Genomic DNA, 22,785 nt, shown 5'->3' with positions numbered 1-22,785 from the left:
AACACACCTTTTTCTACGTTCACCGTTGCATTAAGGGCCGTGGTGGCCCACGCCCAGAGGTTACCGATCCGCCCATGTCGGTGACGGATCACCGATCTCCCCACCCCCTGTCGGTCCAGGGAACTACGGCGAAGCACTGCGACGAAGTACGACGACGAAGTACGACGACGACGAGGGTCCCCGCCCCAGACCGCGTGGGCGACTGCGGGGATGCGCATTTCAGATCCCCCAGATTGTGCGTTGGGTCACACTGTGCTCATCGCGGGTCCCGCCCGCGCATCAGGTCCGCAGGAAGGGTCCGAACCACATGATGACTATCGCATGACCACCGCACGCTCCGACGAACCACTCCACCAACGGGTGACCTCGGGCGAGGCCGACCTCGACGAGTTCCGCGAGCGCCTTACCGCCTGGTTCGCGGGCCGCGACGGGGTGGACGCCTCCGCAGGTGTCGAGGTCTCGGCCGTGAGCAGGCCGGAGAGTTCGGGGATGTCCAACATCTCGGTCCTCTTCGACGCCACCTGGACCCCCGCCAACCAGGCCTCGCCAGGGGGCACGGCCGAGCCGCAGTCGGCGCAGCTGGTGGCCCGGATGTGCCCGCAGGACGACGCGTTCCCGGTATTTCCCGTCTACGACCTGGCCAAGCAGTTCGACGTGATGCGAGTGGTCGGCGAGAACACCGACCTGCCGGTCCCCGGTGTCCGCTGGCAGGAGCAGGACCCGGCCATTCTCGGCACGCCCTTCCTGGTGATGGACCGCGCCACCGGGCAGGCACCGGTCGACAATCCCCCGTACGTCTTCGACGGCTGGTTGCTGGAGATGGACCCCGAGCGGCGGCGGAAGTTCCAGCGCGAGTCTGTCGCCGTGCTGGCGGCGATCCACCAGATCCCGCGGCCGGCCGAGCTGGTGTCGTCGCTCGCGCCCGCGCCGGGCATGAGTTCGCTGCGCGCGCACGTCGACGAGCAGCGCGCCTACTACGAGTGGACGACCCGCGAGGACGGGCTCACGATCCCGGTGATCGAGCGGGCCTTCGACTGGATCGAGTCCCACTGGCCCGGCGAGACCGGGCCCGATGTACTGAGCTGGGGCGACGCCCGCATCGGCAACATCCTTTACGAGGGCACCGCCCCGACGGCCGTGCTGGACTGGGAGATGGCGGCCATCGCTCCGGCTGAGGTCGACCTCGGGTGGTTTCTGTACTTCCACGACCTGTTCCAGGAGCTCGCGGTCGCCTTCGACTTCCCCGGCATCCCGGACCTGTTCGACCACGGCGAGGTCGTCGAGCAGTACGAGCACCTCACCGGCTCCACGCTCCGGGACCTGCCGTTCTACTACGTCTACGCGGGGCTGAGGCAGGCGATCATCCTGTCGCGGATCACCCGCCGTCGTATCCACTTCGGGGAGCAGGAGGCACCCGCGAGCCCGGACGAGTACGTCCTCCACCACGCCATGCTCGCCCGGCTGACCGCCGATTGAACACCACCCTGGAGGCGTTCCACCGGCTTGCGCCCGGCACAATTCGGCGGGGTTCAGCGCAGAGTTCGGTATGGCTAAGCGTCTTTCTGCAGATAATGTCTACTCCCGGATGTGACGCGCGATGACAAGGGAGAGCAAGTGCCGCGAATCGAAGTGGTGGCGGCAGTTTTCATTCGGGATGGCAAAGTGCTCGCCTGCCGACGGGCTCCTGGGAAGTCCGCGGAGGGCCAGTGGGAGTTTCCTGGTGGAAAGATCGACGACGACGAGACTCCCGAACTCGCACTAGTTCGCGAGATCCGGGAGGAACTCGGTATCTCGATCTCGGTTAACGCTCTCGTCGACAGGACCGTTACCCCGGTCGGCAACCTCGAGATTGACCTGGCCTGCTATCTCGTCTCGTCGTCAGAAGCACCCACCCGCAGCTCCGACCACGACGACCTACGCTGGCTACCCGCGACGTCGCTGACATCACTTGATTGGGCGGCTCCGGACCTTCCCGCGGTAGCCATTCTTTCCTCTCCCTCCTACATGCCAGGGGCGGAGCGGCCGTGAGTTTGCCTTTGCCCGACGGGCTCTATGAATCGGTCATAACTCCCCGCCTTCAGCGGCGTCTCGACGCGACTACCGGGTCCCGAGCTATCGCCGAATTGGACCCGACTCTCGCTCCCGAGGTACTTGGTCGGCACGTTGGAGACGCGGTACGCAGACACCTTGAGTCCGTGGACCCGACCGAGCGATTAGAAGTCGCTAAGCGGCTTCTTGACGTTCTCGACTCTGAGGGCGACGACCTCGCAGGTGGGTCGCTACTTCAGGCGGTATACCCCACAGGGAAGGCAGCACCGCGTCGCCCGTCGACCCCACTCTCGGAAGGCGCCCTTCTCACTAACGCTCGAGACGAGCCCGGCCTCGGCAACGAACTCGCACTCGAGATGGAATCAGCTGATGAGGTCGACTTGCTGTGCGCATTTGTGAAGTTCACTGGCGTAACGGTCTTGGCTCCGCAGTTCGAACTGCTCGCCGATCGCGGAATAACCCCTCGGGTGCTCACGACGACGTACATGGGCGCGACTGACCGACGAGCGCTCGACGTCCTGGTCAAGGACTACGGCGCGCGGGTCAAGGTGCGGTTCGAGAAAGCGTCAACTCGCTTGCACGCTAAGGCCTGGCTCTTCCGACGTCAGTCTGGATTCGATACCGCCTACGTCGGGAGTTCGAACCTCTCCCGCGCTGCGCTCGTGGATGGACTCGAGTGGAACGTGCGATTGTCCTCGGTCGCGCACGCGGCTCAGATTGCCAAGTTCCGGACGGTCTTCGATTCGTACTGGAACCTGGCGGATTTCGAACTCTACAACCCGGACACAGACGCCGAGAAACTCGATAGAGCGCTCGAGGAGGCGGGTGGAAGGAAATCGAGTTCGGTCTTAGTCACGCTTTCCGGCTTGGAGGTACGGCCGTTCGGCCATCAACAGTTGATGCTCGATGCACTTGCGACTGAACGGGAAGTGTTTGACCACCACCGCAACCTTCTGATCGCGGCCACGGGAACCGGAAAGACTGTCGTGGCAGCGCTCGACTACCGAGCGCTTTCCGAGCAAGCCGACGGCAGGTTGCCCACGCTGCTCTTTGTCGCCCACCGCAAAGAGATCCTTGTTCAAGCATTGCGGACCTATCGCGCAGTGCTTGGGGACGGCTCGTTCGGCGAGCTATTCGTAGGTGGCGAACGGCCGCGCCACTGGAAGCATGTCTTCGCCAGCGTGCAATCACTTAACCGGGACAAGCAGGCATCTGAGGAGTGGGAAGTCCTCGTCATTGACGAGTTCCACCACGCCGAGGCGGCCAGCTACAGACGGTTACTTTCCAGCATTACAGCGCGGGAAGTGCTCGGGTTGACTGCCACTCCTGAGCGCGCAGACGGCGTCGACGTGCGAGAACTTTTTGACGGGCGCACGGCGTATGAACTGAGACTGTGGGACGCCCTTGAGCAGGACTTGCTGTGCCCGTTTCACTACTACGGCATCTCCGACAACACCGACCTGCGTGACGTGGAGTGGACTGCCGGCCAATACAGTCCCGGCGCACTTTCGGATCTATACACGGGAAACGATGCTCGCACCCTGCTCGTCATTAAGGCGCTCCGAGAGAAGGTGCTAGATCCGACTCGGATGCGGGCGCTTGGGTTCTGCGTCACGGTGGACCACGCAAAGTACATGGCCGAAGCGTTCACCGCGCGCGGACTTCCATCCGCCGTCATTGTCGGTACCACCGACGCGGACGAACGCCGGGCTCTAGTCGAGCGCCTACGGTCCGGCGAACTCCGGTGCATCTTTACCGTTGACGTTTTTAACGAGGGCGTCGACATCCCCTCGGTTGATGTTGTCCTCATGCTTCGGCCAACCGCGAGTTCCACGGTGTTCATTCAGCAACTCGGCAGAGGCTTGCGTCGGTCACCGGGCAAGGCCGTGCTAATTGTCCTGGACTTTGTCGGCCAGCATCGCGCTGACTTCGATCTTGCTGGGCGGTTCCACGCCATGACCGGCCTCTCACGACGACGGCTTGAGTCCGACTTAGACGTGGGTTTCCCATCTCTTCCCGGCGCCTCTCGCATTGTCCTCGACGAGGTGTCACAAGAGGAAGTGCTCCGGTCTATTAAAGCGGCGGTGAAGGCTAACTCGAAAAACGCTCTGGCGAAGGACCTGCGGTCTCTCGGTGCAGTCCCCAGGCTCACCGAGTTCCTTAACGAGACCAACCGACAACTGGACGACATCTATCGCACTGATCGTTCCTGGACGACGATCGTGTCAATTGCGGCCGGAATACCCGAGCCCGACGGGCAGGAGAAGAAGCTCCTCAAGAGACTTCAGCGGTTGAGGACGGTCGACGATCTCGATCGGATTCGGGAGTACACCCGCGTGAGCGAAGGCATCTTGAGCGGCCAGCCCTTCTCCCGGGATGACGTATGGGCGTCGATGCTCATCGACTACCTCCTGCCCTCGCAATCGACGCCCGACTTCGAGCACACGATCGCGGAACTCGCTACGTATCCCCGCTTGTTCGAGGAGATTGTTCAGCTGATGGAGGCGTCTACGAGGAACATTCACCACGTTCCCCTCCCGCTGGATGGCATCCTCGCAGATCTGCCCTTGCGCTCCCACGCGAGCTATAGCCGCGAAGAGTTGCTGTCAGCGCTGGATTGGCGCGGAAAGGACGGGAGGCCGCAGGGTTCTCGCGAAGGTGTCGCCTGGTCAGAGATTCATCAGACGGACATCTTCTTTATCAACCTCCACAAGGACGAGAGAGTCTTCAGCCCGTCTACGATGTACCGCGACGTCCCGGTCTCGCCCACTCTGTTCGACTGGGAGTCGCAGTCGAACACCTCCCAGGAGTCCAAGGCCGGACGACGCTACCTCGCCCAACGCGAAACAGGGACTAACGTGTTGCTCGCGGTCCGCAACTCGCCAAAGGACGACGTTGCGACCGCGCCTTTCGTGCTTCTAGGCAACGCGGACTACGTGTCCCACTCCGGCGAGCGGCCGATTCAGATCCGCTGGGAACTTCGGCGCCCGATGCCGACCGACATCCTGGCCCAAGCCTCCGCCTTAGGAGTTTGAGGATGCGCAATCACTCACTTGCCGGCTTCCGACGGCTGCTCGTGCGTTAGCTGGTCTTTGACTTCTCGGCCCGGCCACTCCCCTAAAGTCGAGACTTAGAGGATCAAAACACGCCACTTCGAGAAATGCGGACACGTCTCCTAACGCATTGATTTCCTCACTTCTACCCACGATGCAGTTTCGAAATCGACTGCTCACTAGATTTGACTGACATATACTTCTGCGCATGCCTATTTGCGCCACCAAGAATGCCCACTTCGAACCCAGCAAGGCTATCGCAGGACGACTTGCACTGAGTCTCGCTTCAACGTCAGCCCTTCTCCTACTGGCAGCGTGTGGCGGGTCCGATGGCGCAGACGAACCAATCGGCGCAACAACTGGAAGCTATTCAGCACAGCCCGAATCGCTGCAAGTCGATGCGCCGATTGGCAGCAATTCGGCACCGTCTGAATCGGCTTTAACGCCCGCCATTGCCGGTCCTGGCATTTATACTTTCGAGTACGAAGGTGCGACCGGAAATATCCTGGTCCCAACACCGACCACCGACCCGCGACTAGCAGAATTCGAGTCCTATCGCAAACTCGCTGACGGGGCGCCTGCCACCTACTTCGTTGTCGAAGTCGACAATATGAATGGTTCGGAGAACCTTAACCTGTACCATGCCGCGATTACGACTGACACAGGCGCGCAATTTGAAGCGGAAAACATCGGAGACCTAATTGACGAATGGCGAAACGCCTTTTCTACCGATACCGAAGAAGGACGCGATAACTACAATATCGGCGTCAACCTCAGCAACGAAAACATGTTTTACCTTAGGCCTGGCGCAAAGGGTACGGCGGTTCTGGCATTCAGCGGAGAGCTGGAAGGGACGCCAGCTCGGGTCTACGTCTCACCAGCAGGTGCAATGTCAGAGGTTGAAGCGACGAAAAAGGAAGGATAGCGACGCGTCTCTGACTACCGATTTCTACGCTGCGCCGAAAACACTTCTACCAACTCGTGGCACACCCCCGCTCACGACGTGCTGGACCTGGGGGGTGTGCGCCGAAAGGCCCCTGCCGGCTCGCCGCGCTCGGCGCACACCCCGTCGATGTACTGCACCACCGAGGCGACGAGGCCGGCCGGGCGGTCGGGCAGCTCGTCGTCGTCACACTCCCACGTCAGCACGTGGAACCGGTCCCCCAGCCGCGCCGCGACACCCGCCCACAGCTCCCGCGCCGGCACGCCGGGGCCCGGCCCGCACACGAGCAGCGGCAGGTCCGGGGTGCCAGCGAGGGTCTCGCCGGTGATGCGCAGCGGTCATGGTCGTCCTCCTCGGGTGCGGTCCGCGCGCTGCAGGACCACGTCGATGATCAGGTCGGTGGCGCCGACTTATCTGGCTCTTCGCATCTGAGCGTGGGTGAGGACGACACGCCGGTGAGGCGGTAGGGAGACGAGAGGGTCGAGGCCCTGAAGGATTGGAAGTACCACTACATCCGATCCTGAAAGGGCCTCGACCCATGTCTGAGCCTATCGGGTGCTGCCGGTCTGCCACCGGAACCGCACCTGCGCCCCGTTGTGTCCGCTGCGATCTTCTCGTCGGGCTCGACGACGTGTACGTCCTTGATGCGCGTCTGCGTGGCGAGCACCTGGAGGTGACCGTCGAATCCGAGCCGGGACCGGTCGGATGCCCGGACTGCGGCGCCGCCGGGGTGGGGCATGGACGGCAGGTGGTGCGTCTGGTCGACATCCCCGCGTTCGGCCGCCCCGTCACGATCATCTGGCGCAAACGCCGCTTCGTCTGCCCAGGCGGGGCGTGCGAACGTGTGACGTTCGTGGAGAACCTGCCTGGGCTTGCCTCGCCGCGGCATGCCACCACGGCCCGCGTCGTGGAGTGGGCAGTGGGACAGCTGCGCCGGGAGCACGCCACCGTCAGCGGACTGGCTCGTCAGCTCGGTACCGCGTGGCACACGGTGTGGACGCCGGTCAAGGCTGCATTGGAGGCGTTGGCCGATGATCCGGCCCGCTTCGACGGCGTCCGCACCCTCGGCGTCGATGAACACATCTGGCACCATGTCTCCCGGCGTAAGCGCGGCCCCAAGGAACTGACCGGGATGGTCGACCTCACCCGCGACGGGGACGGCAAAGTACAGGCCAGGCTGCTCGACCTCGTGCCAGGCCGCTCCGGGGTGGTGTTCGCAGACTGGCTCACCGCGCGGGGCAAGGGTTTCACCAGCGGCGTCGAGATCGCCGCGTTGGATCCGTTCCACGGCTACAAGCGAGCGATCGATGACGAACTCGAGGATGCCACCGCTGTTCTCGACGCTTTCCACGTGGTCAAGCTCGCCCTTGGCGCCGTGGACGAGGTCCGCCGGAGGTTGCAGCAGCAGATCTGCGGTCACCGCGGACGTAAAGGCGACCCGCTTTACGGGATCCGCACCATCATCCGCTGCGACCCCGACAGGCTCACCGAGCGCCAGTGGCGGCGGTTCGACGAGGCCCTGGCCGCCGACCCCCGACACGAGGAACTGTTCATCGCCTGGCAAGTCGCCCACGAACTCCGACAGGCCTACCACCACAAAGACCTGCCTGCCGGGCGCAGCGCTGCGGAGAAGGTACTCGCGACCTTGCCATCCTGCCCGATCCCGGAAATCGCCCGACTAGGACGAACGCTCCGCAAGTGGAAGGCCGCCTTCCTCGCGTACTGGACCACCGGCCGCTCCAACAACGGAGGAACCGAAGCGATCAATGGCCTCATCGAACTCCACCGGCGCCTGGCCCGCGGCTACCGCAACCGCGACAACTATCGCCTGCGGATGCTCCTCATCGCCGGCGGGCTACGGACCTGACCCCACGCTCAGATGCGAAGAGCCACTTATCTGCAGACACGTTTGAGGATGTGCAATGCGGTAACGGGTGACTGTCCTGAGCTCGGGAGACTGCGCACCTCGTCGTCGTCGCCATAACACCCACCCCCCAACACCCCTTTTCCCACCCAGCGGAATCATTTGGTGACGCACACCACACCCGCGCCACAGTGTCCTCATCCCCACCCGGGCGCGCGTGCGAAGCTCCCCCGCGGTGACTCCCCGGCGCGCCGGGACCGCCTCTCGAAAGGACACCCCCATGGGCGACATCCGTGCCCTCGGCTACCTCACCATCGACACCACCGACCTCGACCGCTGGCGCACGCTCGCTCACGACGTGCTGGACCTGGGCGTGGGCGCCGGCGGCGACGACGACACCCTCCACCTGCGCCTCGACGAGCGCGCCCGCCGCATCACGCTGCGCCGCGCAGAGAAGGACAACCTCGCCGCCGTGGGCTGGGAGGTGCGCGACGAGATCGCCCTGGACCGCGTCCGTGCCACCCTCACCGAGCACGGCATCGCCTACCGCGACCTCACCCACGACGAGACGCAGGCCATCAAGGTCGACGGCGCCATCACCCTGCAGGACCCCTGCGGCCAGCGCCTGGAGATCTTCCACGGCGCCGAGCTGGACCACTCCAAGGTCTCCACCAAGTACCGCACCGAGTTCGTCACCGACGAGCTGGGCCTGGGCCACCTCGTGGTCCCCACCACCGACTACGACGCCACCATCGGCTTCTACCGCGACGTGCTGGGCTTCCACACCCGCGGCGCCTTCCCGTTCCCCTCGGCGCCCGGCATGCCGCCGCTGCGCATCCAGTTCATGGGCGTCAACCCCCGCCACCACAGTTTCGCCGTGATGCCCGCCCCGCACATGGGCCCGGGGATCGTCCACATCATGCTCGAGGTGGCCGAGATGGACATGGTCGCCCAGGCCATGGAGCGCACCACCGAGCACGGGTTCGGCATCTCCTCCACCCTCGGCCGCCACACCAACGACAAGATGGTGTCCTACTAGCTGCGCGCGCCCGGCGGCTGGGACATCGAGTACGGCTACGACGGCCTGATGGTGGACGAGGACCACTACCTGCCGCAGAACATCACCGCCGACAGCTACTGGGGCCACGACTGGTCCGGCAGCGAGCCCCTGGCCTGCACCATCCCGCTCGAGGAGACCGCCGCCGAGGCCGCGGCCGACTCCCTGTCCGAGCCCGTGGTGGAGACCGTCTGACGCACTGACGCTTCCTACGCGCCCCTGACCTCGATCAGCTCCCACCACCGCGCGGGCATGGTGCTGGGCGCTCTGCACGGCCGCCGAGTGGCTACTGCGTCCACGCAGGTACCGCTCGTCGACCCGCTCCTCGGTGTAGGCCGTGACGATGTCGGCCGGGTCCTCCGCCTGATCGACGCGGCCGTAGAAGAGGCCGTGCGGCAGGACGAGCATCGTCGCGGCGAAGCGGTCGCCGCCCGGCTACTGAGCCGGATGCGTGGTCCTCGGCCGGTGCTCACGGACCGGGAGTCCGAGGTCCTGCGCGCCGTGACCGAGGGGGCTCGAGCAACCGGCAGCCCGCCGAGTCGCTGCACCTGTCCGAAGGCACGGTCAAGACCCATCTCGTGCATGTCTTGAGAGAGGGCGCTGTGAGACCGGCGCCGTCATCGTCCGGCGCAAGAACTCGGCCGTGATCCTGCCGGCGTGGCGGCTGTGCGGGGTCAGGCCGGCGAGCACCGGGAACGCGTGGACTGCCGAGTACCACCGATGGGTCTCGACGGGCCGCCCGGCCGCGTGGAGGCGTTCGGTCAGCTGGAGCGCGGCCGGTTCCACGAGTTCGCCCGCAGCCAGGGTGATCAGCGTCGGCGGGAACACCTCCGGATCGCAGGTGAGCATCGAACGGCTGCTCTCCAGCCCGTCGGCGTGGTGCTGCCACAGCCTCTGGAACCGCTGCACCGTGACGGCCGGTTGGTAGGAGTCGCGCGTGGCCCACGGCCCCTCACGCACCTCGCCATCGACGTCGAGCAGGGGCGAGTAACCCACCATCGCGGCGGGCTGGCGGACGCCATCGCGGGCGGCCAACTCGCAGATCGCGGCGGCCAGGTACCCGCCCGCCGAGTCCCCGGCCACCACGATCCGGTGATCCGCGGGCAGTTGCTCGGACAGAGCGCGATACCCGGCGTAGGCATCCGCGACCACGGTCGCCAGGTCGACCTCCGGCAGCATCCGGTAGTCCAGCGAGTGCACGGTCACGCCAAGGTCCATCGCCAGCCGGCCGCAGAGCCCACGGTGGGTGCCGGGGCCGCAGAAGACGAACGCGCCGCCGTGGAGGTAGAGCAGGGTCACGTCGGCCAATGCGTCCGGGCCGACGGAATCGGGGGTCGACGTCTCGGCCGCGGTGCCGCCGAGCACGGTCCGGTCCACACGCACCCCGGCGGGGCCCGCCAGTCGCGAGAACCCGCGCTCGACTGCGGCCAGCCCCCGGATCCCGGCGCCGGTCATGGGCCAGAAGCGGTACACCTGACGGAGCGTCGCCCGCCCGGCCCAGTAGAGCAACCGGTACTGCAGGTCGACCTCACGATGGATGATCACGGAGGGGTCTGTCCGAGTGGTCAAGAGCGGGACGATCCTTGCGTTCGTAGGAGAGTGCGCTGCTTCCGGCGACCCTTGGCGGCCATCAGCGGCAGGAGGGCGGACGCCAGGCGGGGGAACGCGGCACCCAGCCTGGCCAGCGCCCCGCGCCTAGCCGGGACGGCCGTAACCGGGCGCCGCGACTCCAGCACCCTGCCCACCGCGCGCACCACGTCCTCCGACTGCAGGAGGACACCCGAGAACGACAGCGCCGCCTGCGGGTCCTCGAGTTTGTCGAAGAGCATCGGGGTCCAGATGCCGTCCGGGCAGATGCACGAGATGTCGATATCGTCCACCCCGGCCAGCCGCAGGTCGGCGGCCGTGCTGGAACTGAAGCCCATCACCGCGTGTTTGGACGCCGCGTAGACGGCCTCGCCCGGGACCGCGGAGATCCCCGCCAGCGAGACGATGTTGACGATGTGCCCGCCACTGCCGGTCGCGCCGGTGCCCGGGATACCAGCGCTGCGGGCGCGCATGGCCTCGATCGCGGCGACCGTGCCGTTGATCGTCCCCAGCGCGTTGACGTCCAGCATGAGCCGCCGCTGCTCGTCGGTCTGCTCCCACGCCGGGCCGGTGAGCAGGACACCGGCGTTGTTGACCCACACGTCCACGCCCCCGGTCTCCGCGACCAGCCGGTCCCGGGCCTCGTCGACCTGCCCGCGATCGCGGACGTCGACAGCGGCCCAGAGCGCACCCCGCCCGATCTCCGCGGCCGCCGTCCGGGACGACTGCTCGTCCAGATCGGTGATCATGACGCGATACCCGCGGTCGGCCAGCAGGCCCGCGATATCTCGGCCCAGGCCGCGACCGGCCCCGGTCACGAGCGCGCTGCGGATCCTCGCCGTCGTCGTCACTTCCTGTCCCTCAGTCCGGCGCGGATCTCGCCGTAGGAGATCCCACCGTGGCAGTACGTCGGCACCACCGGCCAGAAACGCTTCCACGGCGCCAGTTCGGTGGAGGGCAGGATCTGCAACCAGCGCGGGTCGGTCGAACACGGGTCGGCGAGCGTCTTCTCCTTGAGCATGGAGTCGTACTGGTCCAGCGCGTCCTCGAGGGTGTTGGCGTTGGGGCAGATCTCGCGGCCGTACTCGCGGTGGTAGCGGCGCACGCCGGGGATCTTCGACAGCTCCGGCTGCCAGTTGTCCAGGCAGATGCCGTTCTCGGAGGACACCCACACGCCGTCCGGGGTGTTGATGACCAGCGAGTGGTTGCCGTCCGTGTGGCCGGGCGTCCACAGCAGGGCGATGCCGGGGCCGAGCTCGATGTCGCCGTCGAACACGGCGAACCTGTCCCGGTGGACGCCGTCGAGTCCGTCCTCGACGTACCAGGCCCATTGCATGGGGTGCAGGTCCTCCAGGGTGGCCAGTTCGCGGCGGTGCACGAGCAGCTGCGCGTCGCCGAACAGGGCGGTGCGCGGCGTCGGCTCGCCGGCGATCACCTCGCTCGAGCCGAGAATCATCCGGGGGTCCTGCACGTGCAGGTGGTCGAACGTGAGGAAGTCCACGTCCTCCGGCCGCAGCCCCACCTTGGCCAGGGCCTCGCCGGGCTCGTTGAAGTACTTGAGAATCGCCTTGCTGGCCAGGCGGCCGCCGGGGACGGCGTCGACCAGCCTCTCCAGATTGGCGTAGAACGGCGCCTTGGCGGAACCGGCGGGGACGGTCGGCTCGAACACCAGGGTGCGGGGCCGACCGTTCCAGTCGTCGTACTGGACCACCACCATGCGGTTGATCATGGTGACCAACGGCAGGCTGGGCACCGACACCGCGTTGTCGAAGGCGTACTTGACCGGGTACGGCGCCCCGGCCACGTCGACTGACCGCACCGCCCGCGCCTGCCCCTGCTGCACGAACCGCTTCTTGTACTCGGCGGCCGCCGAGCGCACCGCCCTCAGCCGCTCGCCCCGCGGCCACACGTCGTGGACGCCGTCGAATTCGGGGATCGGCCGCGCGCCGATCTGCTCGAGCATGGGTCCGGACACCTGGTCCGAACGCGGTGGATCTTCGCGCAGCATCGTTCGCTCCTCCTCGCCGATGGGGTGGCCGCCCGGGGGGCGCCGGTCGTTCCCGCGGTCGACACCAGCATCCGGTGTCCGGCGGCGGGAAACTTGTGTCAGGGCGACAGGTTGGTGGTCCGCCTCAGCTCCCCGGGGGACATACCGAACCACCGGCGCGCCGCGTGGCTGAGCGTGGCCTGCTCGGCGAAACCGACCAGGTCGGCGATCTGGGTGAAGGACAGGTCGCTGGTCGTGATGAACCGGTGCGCGCGATCCCGACGCAGGTCGTCGACGACCCGGCCGTAGGTGGTGTCGACGGCGGCGAGGCGACGTTGCAGCGTCCGCGGGTGGAGCAGGAGCGCCCCGGCCACCTCGGCGAGCGTGGGGACGCGGCCGGGAAGGCGCTCCCCCACGAGGCGGCGCACCTGGTGAGCCACCGAGTCCGACGGGTCGGAGTACGAGCCCGTCAGGTGATCGAGGGCCGCGCGACGGAGATCCTCATCTGCGGAGGCGAACGTGGCATCCAACATCCGACGGTCGACACACAGCGCGGCCGCGGGCCGGTCGAACTTCACGTCGACGCCGAAGAAGCCCAGATACCGGCCGACCGGCGAGAGTGGTCCGTGCGGCACCTCCACCGACCGCAACCCGGTGGACTGCCCGACCAGATGCACGGCCACCCGGTAGAACACCCCCAGCCCCAACTCGGCGGCCTGCGGCGAGTACGGCGACTCGGTCAGTTCCTTGCGGTACGTCAGGGCGATCACGCCGCGCCGGCCCCACGGGTCGTCGGCGACCTCGATCCTCAGCGCGGGGCTGTGCACGAACATGAACCGAGCCGCGCACTCCAGTGCCTCCGCGGGGGTCTGCGACGATCCGATCGCGCGCGCGATGGGGCCGAGAATCGTCACGTCCTGCCGTTCGGCCAGCCGCAGACCGAGGTCCGGGCAGCGCAGGTGGGCTGCCGCCACATCGAGCATCCGGTCGTGGTCGGTGATCGACAGCAGCCCGTCCTCGTCCGCCAACGTCTCTGGCTCGATGCCGAACCGCGCGAGCAGCCGATCCGGATCCCCGCCGAGTTCGGTGACGAGCTCAGCGAACCCGCGCAGGCTCGCGGCGCGGATCAACGGCTGCATCGACGTCGCCTGTCCTCTCCTGTGCGGAGATCCGCGCTCCACCTCGCCCCGACGTCCGGCCCTACCCGCCGCCCCTGACCTCGATCAGCTCCCACTGCCGGACCGGCCCGGGGGCGTGGGCCCGGCACATCGTGAAGATCGGCTCCGAGTAGGTTTCGCGCAGCCACACCTCGACCGGACCGTGCGGGCCCTCGAGCGTCACCTCGACGTGCTCGTCCCGTTCGACCACGCGCACCGGGGCGAAGGCGTCGATGCGGTCGTCGGGCACCACCGCGCGGGCGTGGTGCTGGGCGCTCTGCACGGCCGCCGAATGGCTACTGCGTCCGCGCAGGTACCGCTCGTCGACGCGGCCCTCGGTGTAGCGGGTGACGATGTCGGCCGGATCCTCCGCCTGGTCGACGCGGCCGTAGAACAATCCGTGCGGCAGGACGAGCATCGTCGCGGCGAAGCGGTCGCCGCCCAGGTGGGAGCACTCCCAGGTCGCCTCCGGGTATCGCTCGGCGATCCGCGCCGCCGCGCTGCGCCCCCGCACCGCGCAGCACTGATCGTGCTTGCCGTGCGCGCACACCGCGACCAGGGGCTCCGCTGACGGGGTGCCAGCGGAACCGTCGAGAGGGATCTCGGCGTACCCGACCGGGCCGTCGACCTCGCCCCACCGCAGCGACTCGTGCCCGGGCCGGGCGTCGGCGAGCGCCCACCGCCAGCGTTGCTCCTCTGTATGACGACGACGACCCGGCCTGCGGATCGCGGCAACCCGGACATCGGCCTCCTGGGCGCGCCCGGCGATCTCGCGACCCAGCTCAGGCGGAAGGAGACTCGGCGAGTCGAGCAGCGCCGAATACCCCCAAGGGCCGGCCAGCTCGACCATCAGCCATCGCAATCCCCGGGAGCCCGACCCGTCCAGAGGATCGCCGCGGCGCAGTGACGAATCACTGCACGGTTCCCAGTCCGCAGGCCTGCTCACAGCGCCACCACCACGCCCTCCCGCAGCAACCGCCGGAGAACCACCAGGCCGTCGTCGGCATCGAGGCCAGGCAGCGAACCGGCACTCACGGGAGCGCCCTCGAGGACAGCGCGCAGGGCGGAAGCGCATACCGCCGGGAAGGTCACCGACTTGGTGGGCAGCCTCAACACCACCGTGCCGGGATTGCCGGCGTCGGCGTCGGTGCAGTCCACCCGTGCGTGGAGTCCCTCGCGCAGCTGCAGCCGGGTGTCGGCGTCGAGGGCGGCCACGGCATCGAGGGTGGCCAGCGGGCGGATCGCGGCGGGGCGCGTGAGGTCGAGGTACTTCTCGGCGAGCGCGTCGCCGGCGAGAGCGCTGAGCTGCTCCTGCTTCTCGGCGATCAACCGGGCCAGCACGTCGAGGACCTCGCGGGCGTGGGGCTCGGCGCTCGCGGCATCGACAGGGGCGAGCCCGAACGGCAACGACGCGCGCAGCTCCTCCTCCGAGGCCAGTGCCTCGATCATCGCCGTGGCGACGTCGTGCCCGGTGAGTGGCGCCACGCCCACGGTGAGGTGGATGGACGTATCGCCCTGCGCCTCGGCCGAGTGGACCCAGCCGCGCGGCAGGTAGAGACAGTCCCCCGGCTCGAGCACGGTGTCGATGACCGGCTCGTCCTTCGCCCGTTCGGCGATCGCCTCGCGGTGATCGGTCCACGGCTGATCCGCAAGCGGATAGTGGTGGACGGGCTCGTGCACCCGCCACCGCTTGGTGCCGGACACCTGGAGCACAAAGACGTCGTGGACGTCGTAGTGCGGATCGAACCCGCGATTCGCGGGCGGGGTGATGTACGCGTTGGTCTGCACCGGGTGGCCGATGTCCGAGGTCATGCCCCGGACGAAGTCGATGATGGGCGGCCAGAACCGGTGCAGTCCCTGCAGCACGAGCGTCGCCCCGGCGGCGTACTGCGTGAGCACGCCGTCGGGGTCGAGCTGATCGGCGATCTGCGCCCCGAACCCCGCGGAGCGGGTGAAGCACGCCCGGTCGACGAGCGTGCCCTCCCGCGCCATGCGCACGAACGGCGTGCGCACCCCGCGTTCGGCGATGATCTCGTCGACCATCGCGGGCGAGAGCAGGTCGGAGTAGTCGCGTGGCAGCTCGGCCGCCCGGGTCAGCAGGGGCCGCTGCCCCCACACCTGAGCCGCGAACTCATCCGAACCGCACGCGACGCACCGATGAAGAGCCCGCAATTACTGCGTGCCGTCAGCGCCGCCGTCGGCACCATCCGGGTTGGAACCGCCGTCGGCCACCCCTTCGCCGGTGTTCGCGGCGCCATCGGCGGAACCGTCCGCGCCGCCGTCGTGACCGTCCGGGTTCGAACCGCCGTCAGCCAGGCCCTCGCCCTCGCCCTTCATGTGGTGGGCGGACCCGTCGGCGCCACCGTCGTGGCCGCCGGGATTGGAACCGCCGTCGGCGATGCCCTCGCCCTGAGCGCCGGACGTGGTGATGTCGTCGTCGTTGATAGCCATCTGCGTTCCTCTCGTCGGTGCAGGCGTGAACCTGCAGGGAGTCGTGCGATCTGGCCACGTGTTCCAGCAGCAGGCCGGGACACGAGGGGCGTGCAGTTCCACTATGGCACTGGACCGGCCTCGATACGACCGAAGCCGCCGCCGGTTCGGCGTGACCGGGCGACCGCATCGTTTCCCCGCGGCGGCGGTCCTCGTCGTCGTCGTCGTTGTCGTTGCCGGTGTCGAACTATCCCCGCGCTACCCCGAGCTGGCGATCCACCAGGGACGGGTGGGCGTCAGAGGCTGACGCCGCCGGGGCCCCGGCCCAGCGCCTCGGTGACGGAGGCGAACATCGTGGTCTTGATGGCGCCGAGAGTGGTGCGGTCCTTGCCGAGGATCGGCTGGAGGCGCCCGAGCGCCGCGGCGACGATTTCGGACTCCGCAGCGGTCGCGTCGACGAGGCCCGCCTCCTCCGCCTCGGCCCCGGGGTAACGGTGGCCCGTGCTCATCGCGGTCATGGCGGTCTGCGGGGTCGTCTTGGCCTGGATCAGCGCCGCCATGCCGGGAGTGAACGGGATGTTGATGTCCACCTCGGGGAAGCAGAAATAGCCACGGTCGTCGCGCATCACCCGGTAGTCGTGGGCCATCGCGAGCATCGCGCCGCCGCCGAACGCGTGCCCGTTGACCGCGGCGACCGTCGGCAGGGAGAACGTCAGGACGCGCGAGAACAGCTCCTGGATCCGGCCGACGTACCAGTCCAGGCGGTCCGAGTTGGCCATGAGCCAGTCGAGGTCGAGGCCATTGGAGTAGAACTTGCCCGACCCCACGGTGACGAGCCCCTTCGCGGACTTCTCGACCTCATCGAGGTGGGCGTTGATCGCGTCGAGCCGGTCCGGGGAGAAGCGGTTCTCGTCGTCGCCGAGCGTGAGGACGGCGACTTCCTCATGGTGGGTCAGGGTCGGGGTCATGGGTGGTCCTCTCGGGTGGTGGGTTGTGGGGTGTGGGTGGGTCGGGGTCGGGGTTCGGCGGTCGACCGCTACTCGTCTAGGAAATCCTGGATCCACCGGCGAATGTCTGCCAGGGTCCCCGCATCCACCTGGCCGGCATGGCCGACAACACGCTGGCGCGAAAGGGTGCGCACCTGCTCGGTCATCGCCCAGGAGTCGCGGTCGAACACGCCTCCGCGGAGCAGGACGTGGTTCGACCATCCGCGATCCACCGACGTCACCGGCACCACCATCACGAGAGTATCGGCGAGGGAGATGTGCGCGCGCGACGAGACCACCACCGCGGGCCGGCGACCGCTCTGCTCACGACCCACCACGGGATCGAGGACAACCCATACGACCTCCCCGGGAGTCGGGTCAGGCATCCTGCGCCCGCTCCCACCACTCGGACTCCTCGCGGTAGGACGCCAGATCCTCAGGCGATGTCGCGTCTATCTCCGCACGCAGGCGCTCGAGCCGCCGTTGCTTATCGGCGAGTGAGGCGAGATACGCCAGATGATCGCCCAGCGTGCGGTGCTCCTCGGCGGCCTGCCTCTTCAGAAGATCCCGGAGGTCGCGACTCACCTTGATCGTCGTGTGGGACATACCGAAAGTATACTCACGGTCATACCGCCGAGATAGCGAACTCCTCGTGAGCCCTGAGCAGAAAGCCGCCGCCCGGTCTGCGTGACCGGGCGGCGGCTCTCGTCTGGGTGCGACTGCGGGGCCTCGTCGTCGTCGTACTCCCGACCGGCTGCACTCCCGACCGGTTCAACCCGCGACTGGCCACTCGACCAGCAGTTGCGCTACTTGACCAGCAGTTCCGCGATCTGGATGGTGTTGAGCGCCGCACCCTTGCGGAGGTTGTCGCCCGCCACCATGAGGTTGAGGCCCTTGTTGCCCTCGATCGACTGGTCCTGGCGGATGCGGCCCACCAGCGACTCGTCGATGCCGGCCGCGTCCAGCGGGGTCGGCACGTCGACGACCTTGACGCCCGGCGCCTTCGACAACAGCTCGCGCGCCTGCTCCGGCGTGATGTCCTTGTCGAACTCCGCGTTGATGCTCAGCGTGTGACCGGTGAACACCGGCACGCGCACGCAGGTGCCGGCCACCCGCAGCTCCGGCAGGTCGAGGATCTTGCGCGACTCATTGCGCAGCTTCTGCTCCTCGTCCGTCTCCTCGGACCCGTCATCGACGAGCCCACCCGCGAGCGGCAGCACGTTGAACGCGATCGGCGCGACGTACGGGCCGTGGTCATCGACCTTCAGCGCCGAGCCGTCGTGCACCAACTCGTGGCCCGCACCGACGTTGCCGGTGATCTGATCGTTCAGCGTGTCCACGCCGGCGAGCCCGGAACCGGAGACCGCCTGGTACGTCGACACGACCAGGCGCTTGAGGCCCGCCGCGTCGTGCAGCGCCTTGAGCACCGGCATCGCCGCCATCGTGGTGCAGTTGGGGTTGGCGATGATGCCCTTGGGCGGGTTCTTCGCCGCGCCGGGGTTCACCTCGGAGACGACGAGCGGGACGTCGGGGTCCTTGCGCCACGCGCTGGAATTGTCGACGACGACGGCGCCGGCCGCAGCGAACCGAGGGGCCTGCTCCTTAGACATCGTGCCTCCGGCCGAGAACAGGGCGATATCGATCCCCTCCAGCTCCTCGTCGGGCGTGTTGGCGGTGTCCTCGACGACGATGTCCTCGCCGCGGAACGGCAGCGTGGTCCCGGCGGACCGGGCGGACGCGAAGAAACGGACCTTGTCAGCCGGGAAGTCCCGCTCCTCGAGCAGGGCACGCATGACGCGCCCCACCTGGCCCGTGGCTCCGACTACGGCGACAGTGGTCATCGAAAAGGTCAACTCCTGACAGGTTGGTCCCGGCCCGCCGCGGACGGGTTCTCCGCCCTGCGCTCGACCGACCGGCAGTACCCCATCCTACCGGGGTCGCCCAGCTCCGACAGCGGCGTGCGTCACACCCGGCCGCGCTTCGGGCACAGACACCACGCAAGGCGAGGCCGGGAGCGGAGCGCGGGCGGCGGGGCACGCCCCGCCATCCGGTCGCTCGCCCCCCGGCCTCGCCGTCCGGAGGAATTCGCCTGTATCGGCCGAGTGGCGTTGCGCGAATTCCTCTTCTCGGCGAGGACCGCGGTGCTCGCCGAGGGGGTCGACGTGCTGGGCCAGAGGCCGTGGCATCGCTATCCACACCCCTCGGCCCCATCCACAGGTCGACGCGGATCCCTGCTCTGCGCCCCTGCCAGTCAACGTCCGCTTGGCAGAGTCACGGTCCGTGAGCGCAGAATCCCGCACCGCCCCCATCCGCACAGCCCCCATCCGCACCCGCGACCTGCGGCACCTGACCGGAAGCCGCGTCACGAACCGCGGTTACACCCGCCTGCACCACGGACTGTGGGTCCGGGACCACGTGCACGTCGACGCCTGGGCGCGGGCCGAAGCGCTCATGACGCTCTACCCGGACGCAACGTTGACCGGGTGGATCGCAGCCACGCTCTATGGGCACGACTTCCCGCCGCGCGAGTTCGCGGACGATGTGGTGGCGCCGGGCCGGCGGATCGAACGGCCCGGGCTGGCGGGCTGGCAGTACCGGATCCCGCCCGAGCACATCCACGTGCTGACATCGGGACGTTCCCCCGACATCCGCATCGCCAGCCCCGAGTGGGTCTTGTTCGACATCGCTCGTCGCGAACCGCGCGTCGAGGCCATCTGCGCGCTCGACGCCTCCACCACCATGGGCGTCCTACCGATCAGCCGCCTACCGGCCCTGGTGGAGGACATGCGGGGCGTCCGCGGTCGCCGGACTGTTCTTGAGAGGCTCGCGGAGGTCGACACAGATGCCGAGTCGCCCTGGGAGACCCGGACACGGCTGTTCCTACTCGAGAACGGCCTGACCGGATTCGTTCTGCAGCACCGGGTGCCCGAGTTCAGGTATCGCCTGGACATCGCCTGGCCGGAGTTGAAGGTGGCGGTGGAGTACGACGGCGGGGGCCATCGCACGAAAGAGCAGCAGGCCAAGGACGAGATCCGACGGAACCGGCTTCGGGCGGCCGGCTGGTACATCGAGGTGGTAACCGCGACCTCGCTCGTCCGCACTCCCGGCGAGATCCTGGCCCACGTGCGTGCAGCCCTCCACCGCCGCGGCTACGGGAGGCTTCGCGGCTGAACCGGCCGATTGGGACGACCCGCCGCGCCGCGCGAGCGCCGAGCAGAGGATTTCGCACTGAGCCACTCGGGCGATACAGGCGAATTCCTCTGCTCGGCGGGGCGCCGGGTGCGCGGGCGCCGGGTGCGCGGGGGCGCCGGGTGCGCCGGGTGCGCGGGGCGCCGGGCCGGCCTGGCTTGGGGCGGGCCGGCGGAGGGGTCAGGTCAGCGGCCGGTGCCGGCGTAGACCTGTGCCTCCTCGTCACCGCCCAGCTCGAACGCCTTGTGCAGCGCGCGGACACTGTCGGGCAACTCGTCCTCGCGGACCAGCGCCGAGATGCGGATCTCGGAGGTCGAGATGAGCTCGATGTTGATGCCGGCCTCGGACAGCGACTCGCAGAACGTCGCGGTGACGCCCGGGTGCGACTTCATGCCGGCGCCGACGAGGGAGACCTTGCCGACGTTGTCGTCGTAGAGCACCTGGTCGATACCCAGATCGTCCTTGGCCTGCGAGAGGACCTCAACGGCCTTAGCACCCACCTCGCGGGGGCAGGTGAAGGTGATGTCGGTCTTGCCCTCAGCCTTGGAGACGTTCTGCAGGACCATGTCGATGTTGATCTCGGCGTCGGCCACCACGCGGAAGATCTTGGCCGCGTACCCCGGCTGGTCGGGGATGCCGACGACCGTGATCTTGGCCTCCGAGGCGTCGTGAGCGACTCCGGTCAGGACTGCGTCTTCCACGGGGATGTCCTCCACTTTTCCGGCCACGAGCGTGCCCGGGTTGGTCGAATACGAAGAGCGGACGCGCAGCGGCACGTGGTAGCGGCGGGCGAACTCCACACTGCGCAGGTTGAGGATCTTGGACCCGACGGCCGCCATCTCCAGCATCTCCTCGTACGAGATGGTGTCGAGCTTGCGGGCATCGGGCACGATCCGCGGGTCGGCGGTGTAGATGCCGTCCACGTCCGAGTAGATCTCGCACACGTCCGCACCCAGGGCCGAGGCCATGGCGACCGCGGTGGTGTCGGACCCGCCGCGACCCAGGGTCGTGACGTCGCGGGTCTCGCGCGACACGCCCTGGAAGCCCGCGACGAGGGCGATCTTGCCCTCGTCCAGTGCCTCACGGACGCGCCCCGGGGTGATGTCGATGATGCGGCTGTTGCCGTGCCTGGTCGTGGTGATGATCCCGGCCTGGGATCCGGTGAAGGAATAGGCCTCCATCCCGAACGAACTGATGGCCATCGCGAGCAGCGCGTTGGAGATGCGCTCCCCCGAGGTCAACAGCATGTCCATCTCGCGCTGCGGAGGCGAGGGACAGACCTGATCGGCCAGATCGAGTAGCTCGTCGGTCGTGTCGCCCATCGCCGAGGCCACGACCACGACGTCGTTGCCCGCCTTCTTGGTCTCCACGATCCGTTCCGCCACCCGACGGATTCGTTCTGCGGACTCCACGGAGGAGCCGCCGTACTTCTGCACTACGAGTGCCACGCGGTCACACCCTTCCGGTGTTGATCGGCTTACCGCAGACCTACTTTACGGGAGGTGTTTACTCATCAGGGATGAGTGAAATCTGGGCGGCAGTGATTCTCGCCCTCGCGTCCGCCCTCAGCCAGGCCTTCGGAACCGTCATGCGGCACCGATCCCCCCAGCGCGCGAAGGGTCGACACGAGGGTCATTTCAACGTGCTCGCGAGCCGGTACTGGTGGACCGGCATGGTCATCAGCCTCGCCGGATTCGCGTTCCAGGGCCTCGCGCTCGCGTTCGGATCGCTCATCCTCGTCCAGACGATCACCGTTCTCTCACTGACGTTCGCCCTCCCCCTCGGTGCCTGGGTCACCGGACGGCGGGTCACCAAGACCGAACTCTTCTGGGGGTACGTCCTGACGGGATGCGTGATGGTGCTCGTCATCTACGGACGGCCCACCGGAGGAGACGCCCACCCGCCCTGGTGGCAGTGGGCACTCGCGTGCGCGGGCGGACTCCTCGTCGTCGTCGCCCTCCTCGGTGTCTCCCGCAACCGCCGCTCCAACGGCAACCGTGCCCTCCTGCTGGGCGTGGCCGGCGGCACCGCGTTCGCCTACGTCGCACTGCTGACGAAGGGCGTCACCGAGCGGTTCCACGACGGCGGACTGTTCACCGTGGCCACGACCGGCGAGGTGTACGGACTGGGGGTGGCCGCCGTCGCCGCGCTGACGCTGCAGCAGATGTCGTTCTCCGCCGGCGCGGTGCACCAGGCCGTGCCCGCCTCCACGGTCACCACCCCGGTCGTCTCGCTCGGCCTGGGCGTGGTGGTGCTGGGCGAGTGGTTCTCAGTCGACGGCGCCGCGCTGATGCTCCTGGGCGCCACCCTCACCGTGATGGTGCTCGCGACGGTGCGGCTCGCGCACAAGGAGGTCGACACGGCTCCGCCGATCCCCGACCACCGCGCGCCGAACCGCCGCGCCTCGGAGTGACGCGCCTCCGAGTAACGCCCCCGGTGCACGCCGCGACGTCCTCACCATGAGGACCCATGTCGAGCAGCCC

The 22,785-nt window shown here is 67.8% G+C and carries 20 protein-coding genes and 2 pseudogenes; 8 read left to right on the top strand and 14 right to left on the bottom strand.

Going from position 1 to position 22,785, the window contains the following annotated elements; genetic code table 11:
• Window positions 1–321: 321 nt before the first annotated feature.
• From AB5G72_RS02210 to AB5G72_RS02195, 4 genes are all read left to right on the top strand, one after another.
• Entirely contained in the window at window positions 322–1,476 is a 1,155-nt protein-coding gene (locus AB5G72_RS02210; protein ID WP_440220851.1) for a phosphotransferase family protein, read from the top strand.
• Window positions 1,477–1,587: 111 nt separating this feature from the next.
• On the top strand, window positions 1,588–2,028 hold the full coding sequence (locus AB5G72_RS02205) for a (deoxy)nucleoside triphosphate pyrophosphohydrolase (protein WP_440220850.1): 441 nt from the start codon (window positions 1,588–1,590) through the stop codon (window positions 2,026–2,028).
• A gap of 8 nt (window positions 2,029–2,036) precedes the next feature.
• Window positions 2,037–5,084: a DUF3427 domain-containing protein gene (locus AB5G72_RS02200; protein ID WP_440221453.1), complete on the top strand. Its 3,048-nt coding sequence runs from the start codon at window positions 2,037–2,039 to the stop codon at window positions 5,082–5,084.
• A 226-nt stretch (window positions 5,085–5,310) separates the two neighbouring features.
• Window positions 5,311–6,027, top strand: a complete 717-nt coding sequence (locus AB5G72_RS02195; RefSeq protein ID WP_440220849.1) for a hypothetical protein — start codon at window positions 5,311–5,313, stop codon at window positions 6,025–6,027.
• A 71-nt stretch (window positions 6,028–6,098) separates the two neighbouring features.
• On the opposite strand, the gene AB5G72_RS02190 is transcribed toward AB5G72_RS02195, so the two are convergent.
• Complete coding sequence (locus AB5G72_RS02190; RefSeq protein WP_440220848.1) at window positions 6,099–6,308, bottom strand: hypothetical protein; 210 nt, start codon at window positions 6,306–6,308, stop codon at window positions 6,099–6,101.
• Between the two features lie 368 nt (window positions 6,309–6,676).
• Here AB5G72_RS02190 and AB5G72_RS02185 point away from each other — a divergent pair, with 368 nt between their 5' ends.
• Both AB5G72_RS02185 and AB5G72_RS02180 read left to right on the top strand, forming a co-directional pair.
• Window positions 6,677–7,912, top strand: coding sequence for an ISL3 family transposase (locus tag AB5G72_RS02185; RefSeq protein WP_182611187.1), 1,236 nt, complete (start codon window positions 6,677–6,679; stop codon window positions 7,910–7,912).
• A 277-nt stretch (window positions 7,913–8,189) separates the two neighbouring features.
• Window positions 8,190–9,161, top strand: a pseudogene (locus tag AB5G72_RS02180) (VOC family protein).
• Window positions 9,162–9,191: 30 nt separating this feature from the next.
• Here AB5G72_RS02180 and AB5G72_RS02175 read toward each other — a convergent pair.
• The 12 genes and pseudogenes from AB5G72_RS02175 to AB5G72_RS02120 all read right to left on the bottom strand — a co-directional run.
• Window positions 9,192–9,398: pseudogene (locus AB5G72_RS02175) on the bottom strand (sucrase ferredoxin); the annotation flags it as partial.
• 132 nt (window positions 9,399–9,530) lie between these two features.
• Entirely contained in the window at window positions 9,531–10,535 is a 1,005-nt protein-coding gene (locus tag AB5G72_RS02170) for an alpha/beta hydrolase (RefSeq protein ID WP_440220847.1), read from the bottom strand.
• Complete coding sequence (locus AB5G72_RS02165) at window positions 10,532–11,404, bottom strand: SDR family oxidoreductase (protein WP_440220846.1); 873 nt, start codon at window positions 11,402–11,404, stop codon at window positions 10,532–10,534. Before AB5G72_RS02165 ends, AB5G72_RS02170 begins: the two co-directional genes overlap by 4 nt.
• Window positions 11,401–12,561, bottom strand: a complete 1,161-nt coding sequence (locus AB5G72_RS02160) for a hypothetical protein (protein WP_440220845.1) — start codon at window positions 12,559–12,561, stop codon at window positions 11,401–11,403. The genes AB5G72_RS02165 and AB5G72_RS02160 overlap by 4 nt, the downstream gene beginning before the upstream one ends.
• Window positions 12,562–12,659: 98 nt before the next feature.
• Window positions 12,660–13,679, bottom strand: coding sequence for an AraC family transcriptional regulator (locus AB5G72_RS02155; RefSeq protein WP_120284854.1), 1,020 nt, complete (start codon window positions 13,677–13,679; stop codon window positions 12,660–12,662).
• 61 nt (window positions 13,680–13,740) lie between these two features.
• Entirely contained in the window at window positions 13,741–14,547 is an 807-nt protein-coding gene (locus tag AB5G72_RS02150; RefSeq protein ID WP_440220843.1) for a sucrase ferredoxin, read from the bottom strand.
• A gap of 92 nt (window positions 14,548–14,639) precedes the next feature.
• On the bottom strand, window positions 14,640–15,869 hold the full coding sequence (locus AB5G72_RS02145; protein WP_440220842.1) for a cupin domain-containing protein: 1,230 nt from the start codon (window positions 15,867–15,869) through the stop codon (window positions 14,640–14,642).
• Entirely contained in the window at window positions 15,870–16,148 is a 279-nt protein-coding gene (locus tag AB5G72_RS02140; protein WP_182634398.1) for a BatC protein, read from the bottom strand. It abuts the gene before it with no gap.
• Between the two features lie 275 nt (window positions 16,149–16,423).
• Window positions 16,424–17,095: an enoyl-CoA hydratase/isomerase family protein gene (locus tag AB5G72_RS02135; protein WP_440220841.1), complete on the bottom strand. Its 672-nt coding sequence runs from the start codon at window positions 17,093–17,095 to the stop codon at window positions 16,424–16,426.
• Window positions 17,096–17,163: 68 nt separating this feature from the next.
• Window positions 17,164–17,499 (bottom strand): type II toxin-antitoxin system PemK/MazF family toxin, encoded by a 336-nt coding sequence (locus AB5G72_RS02130; protein WP_440220840.1) that lies wholly within the window; start codon window positions 17,497–17,499, stop codon window positions 17,164–17,166.
• Window positions 17,492–17,719, bottom strand: coding sequence for a hypothetical protein (locus AB5G72_RS02125; protein WP_154829243.1), 228 nt, complete (start codon window positions 17,717–17,719; stop codon window positions 17,492–17,494). Before AB5G72_RS02125 ends, AB5G72_RS02130 begins: the two co-directional genes overlap by 8 nt.
• A gap of 200 nt (window positions 17,720–17,919) precedes the next feature.
• The gene (locus AB5G72_RS02120; RefSeq protein ID WP_120284865.1) at window positions 17,920–18,954 is read right to left on the bottom strand and encodes an aspartate-semialdehyde dehydrogenase; all 1,035 of its coding nucleotides are present in this window, start codon (window positions 18,952–18,954) and stop codon (window positions 17,920–17,922) included.
• Between the two features lie 439 nt (window positions 18,955–19,393).
• Between AB5G72_RS02120 and AB5G72_RS02115 the strand changes: the two genes are divergently transcribed.
• Window positions 19,394–20,284 carry an endonuclease domain-containing protein gene (locus tag AB5G72_RS02115; protein ID WP_440220839.1) on the top strand — a complete coding sequence of 297 codons (891 nt, stop codon included), beginning with the start codon at window positions 19,394–19,396 and terminating at the stop codon, window positions 20,282–20,284.
• A 203-nt stretch (window positions 20,285–20,487) separates the two neighbouring features.
• On the opposite strand, the gene AB5G72_RS02110 is transcribed toward AB5G72_RS02115, so the two are convergent.
• The gene (locus AB5G72_RS02110; protein WP_067714585.1) at window positions 20,488–21,750 is read right to left on the bottom strand and encodes an aspartate kinase; all 1,263 of its coding nucleotides are present in this window, start codon (window positions 21,748–21,750) and stop codon (window positions 20,488–20,490) included.
• Between the two features lie 71 nt (window positions 21,751–21,821).
• Here AB5G72_RS02110 and AB5G72_RS02105 point away from each other — a divergent pair, with 71 nt between their 5' ends.
• Window positions 21,822–22,715: a DMT family transporter gene (locus AB5G72_RS02105; RefSeq protein WP_154829245.1), complete on the top strand. Its 894-nt coding sequence runs from the start codon at window positions 21,822–21,824 to the stop codon at window positions 22,713–22,715.
• Window positions 22,716–22,785: the final 70 nt, after the last annotated feature.

Source organism: Dietzia sp. MNB45 (genome assembly GCF_051994785.1).
GTDB lineage: Bacteria > Actinomycetota > Actinomycetes > Mycobacteriales > Mycobacteriaceae > Dietzia > Dietzia kunjamensis.
Note: the sequence above shows the minus strand (reverse complement) of the source record. Positions and strands in the feature narration are given on the sequence as shown.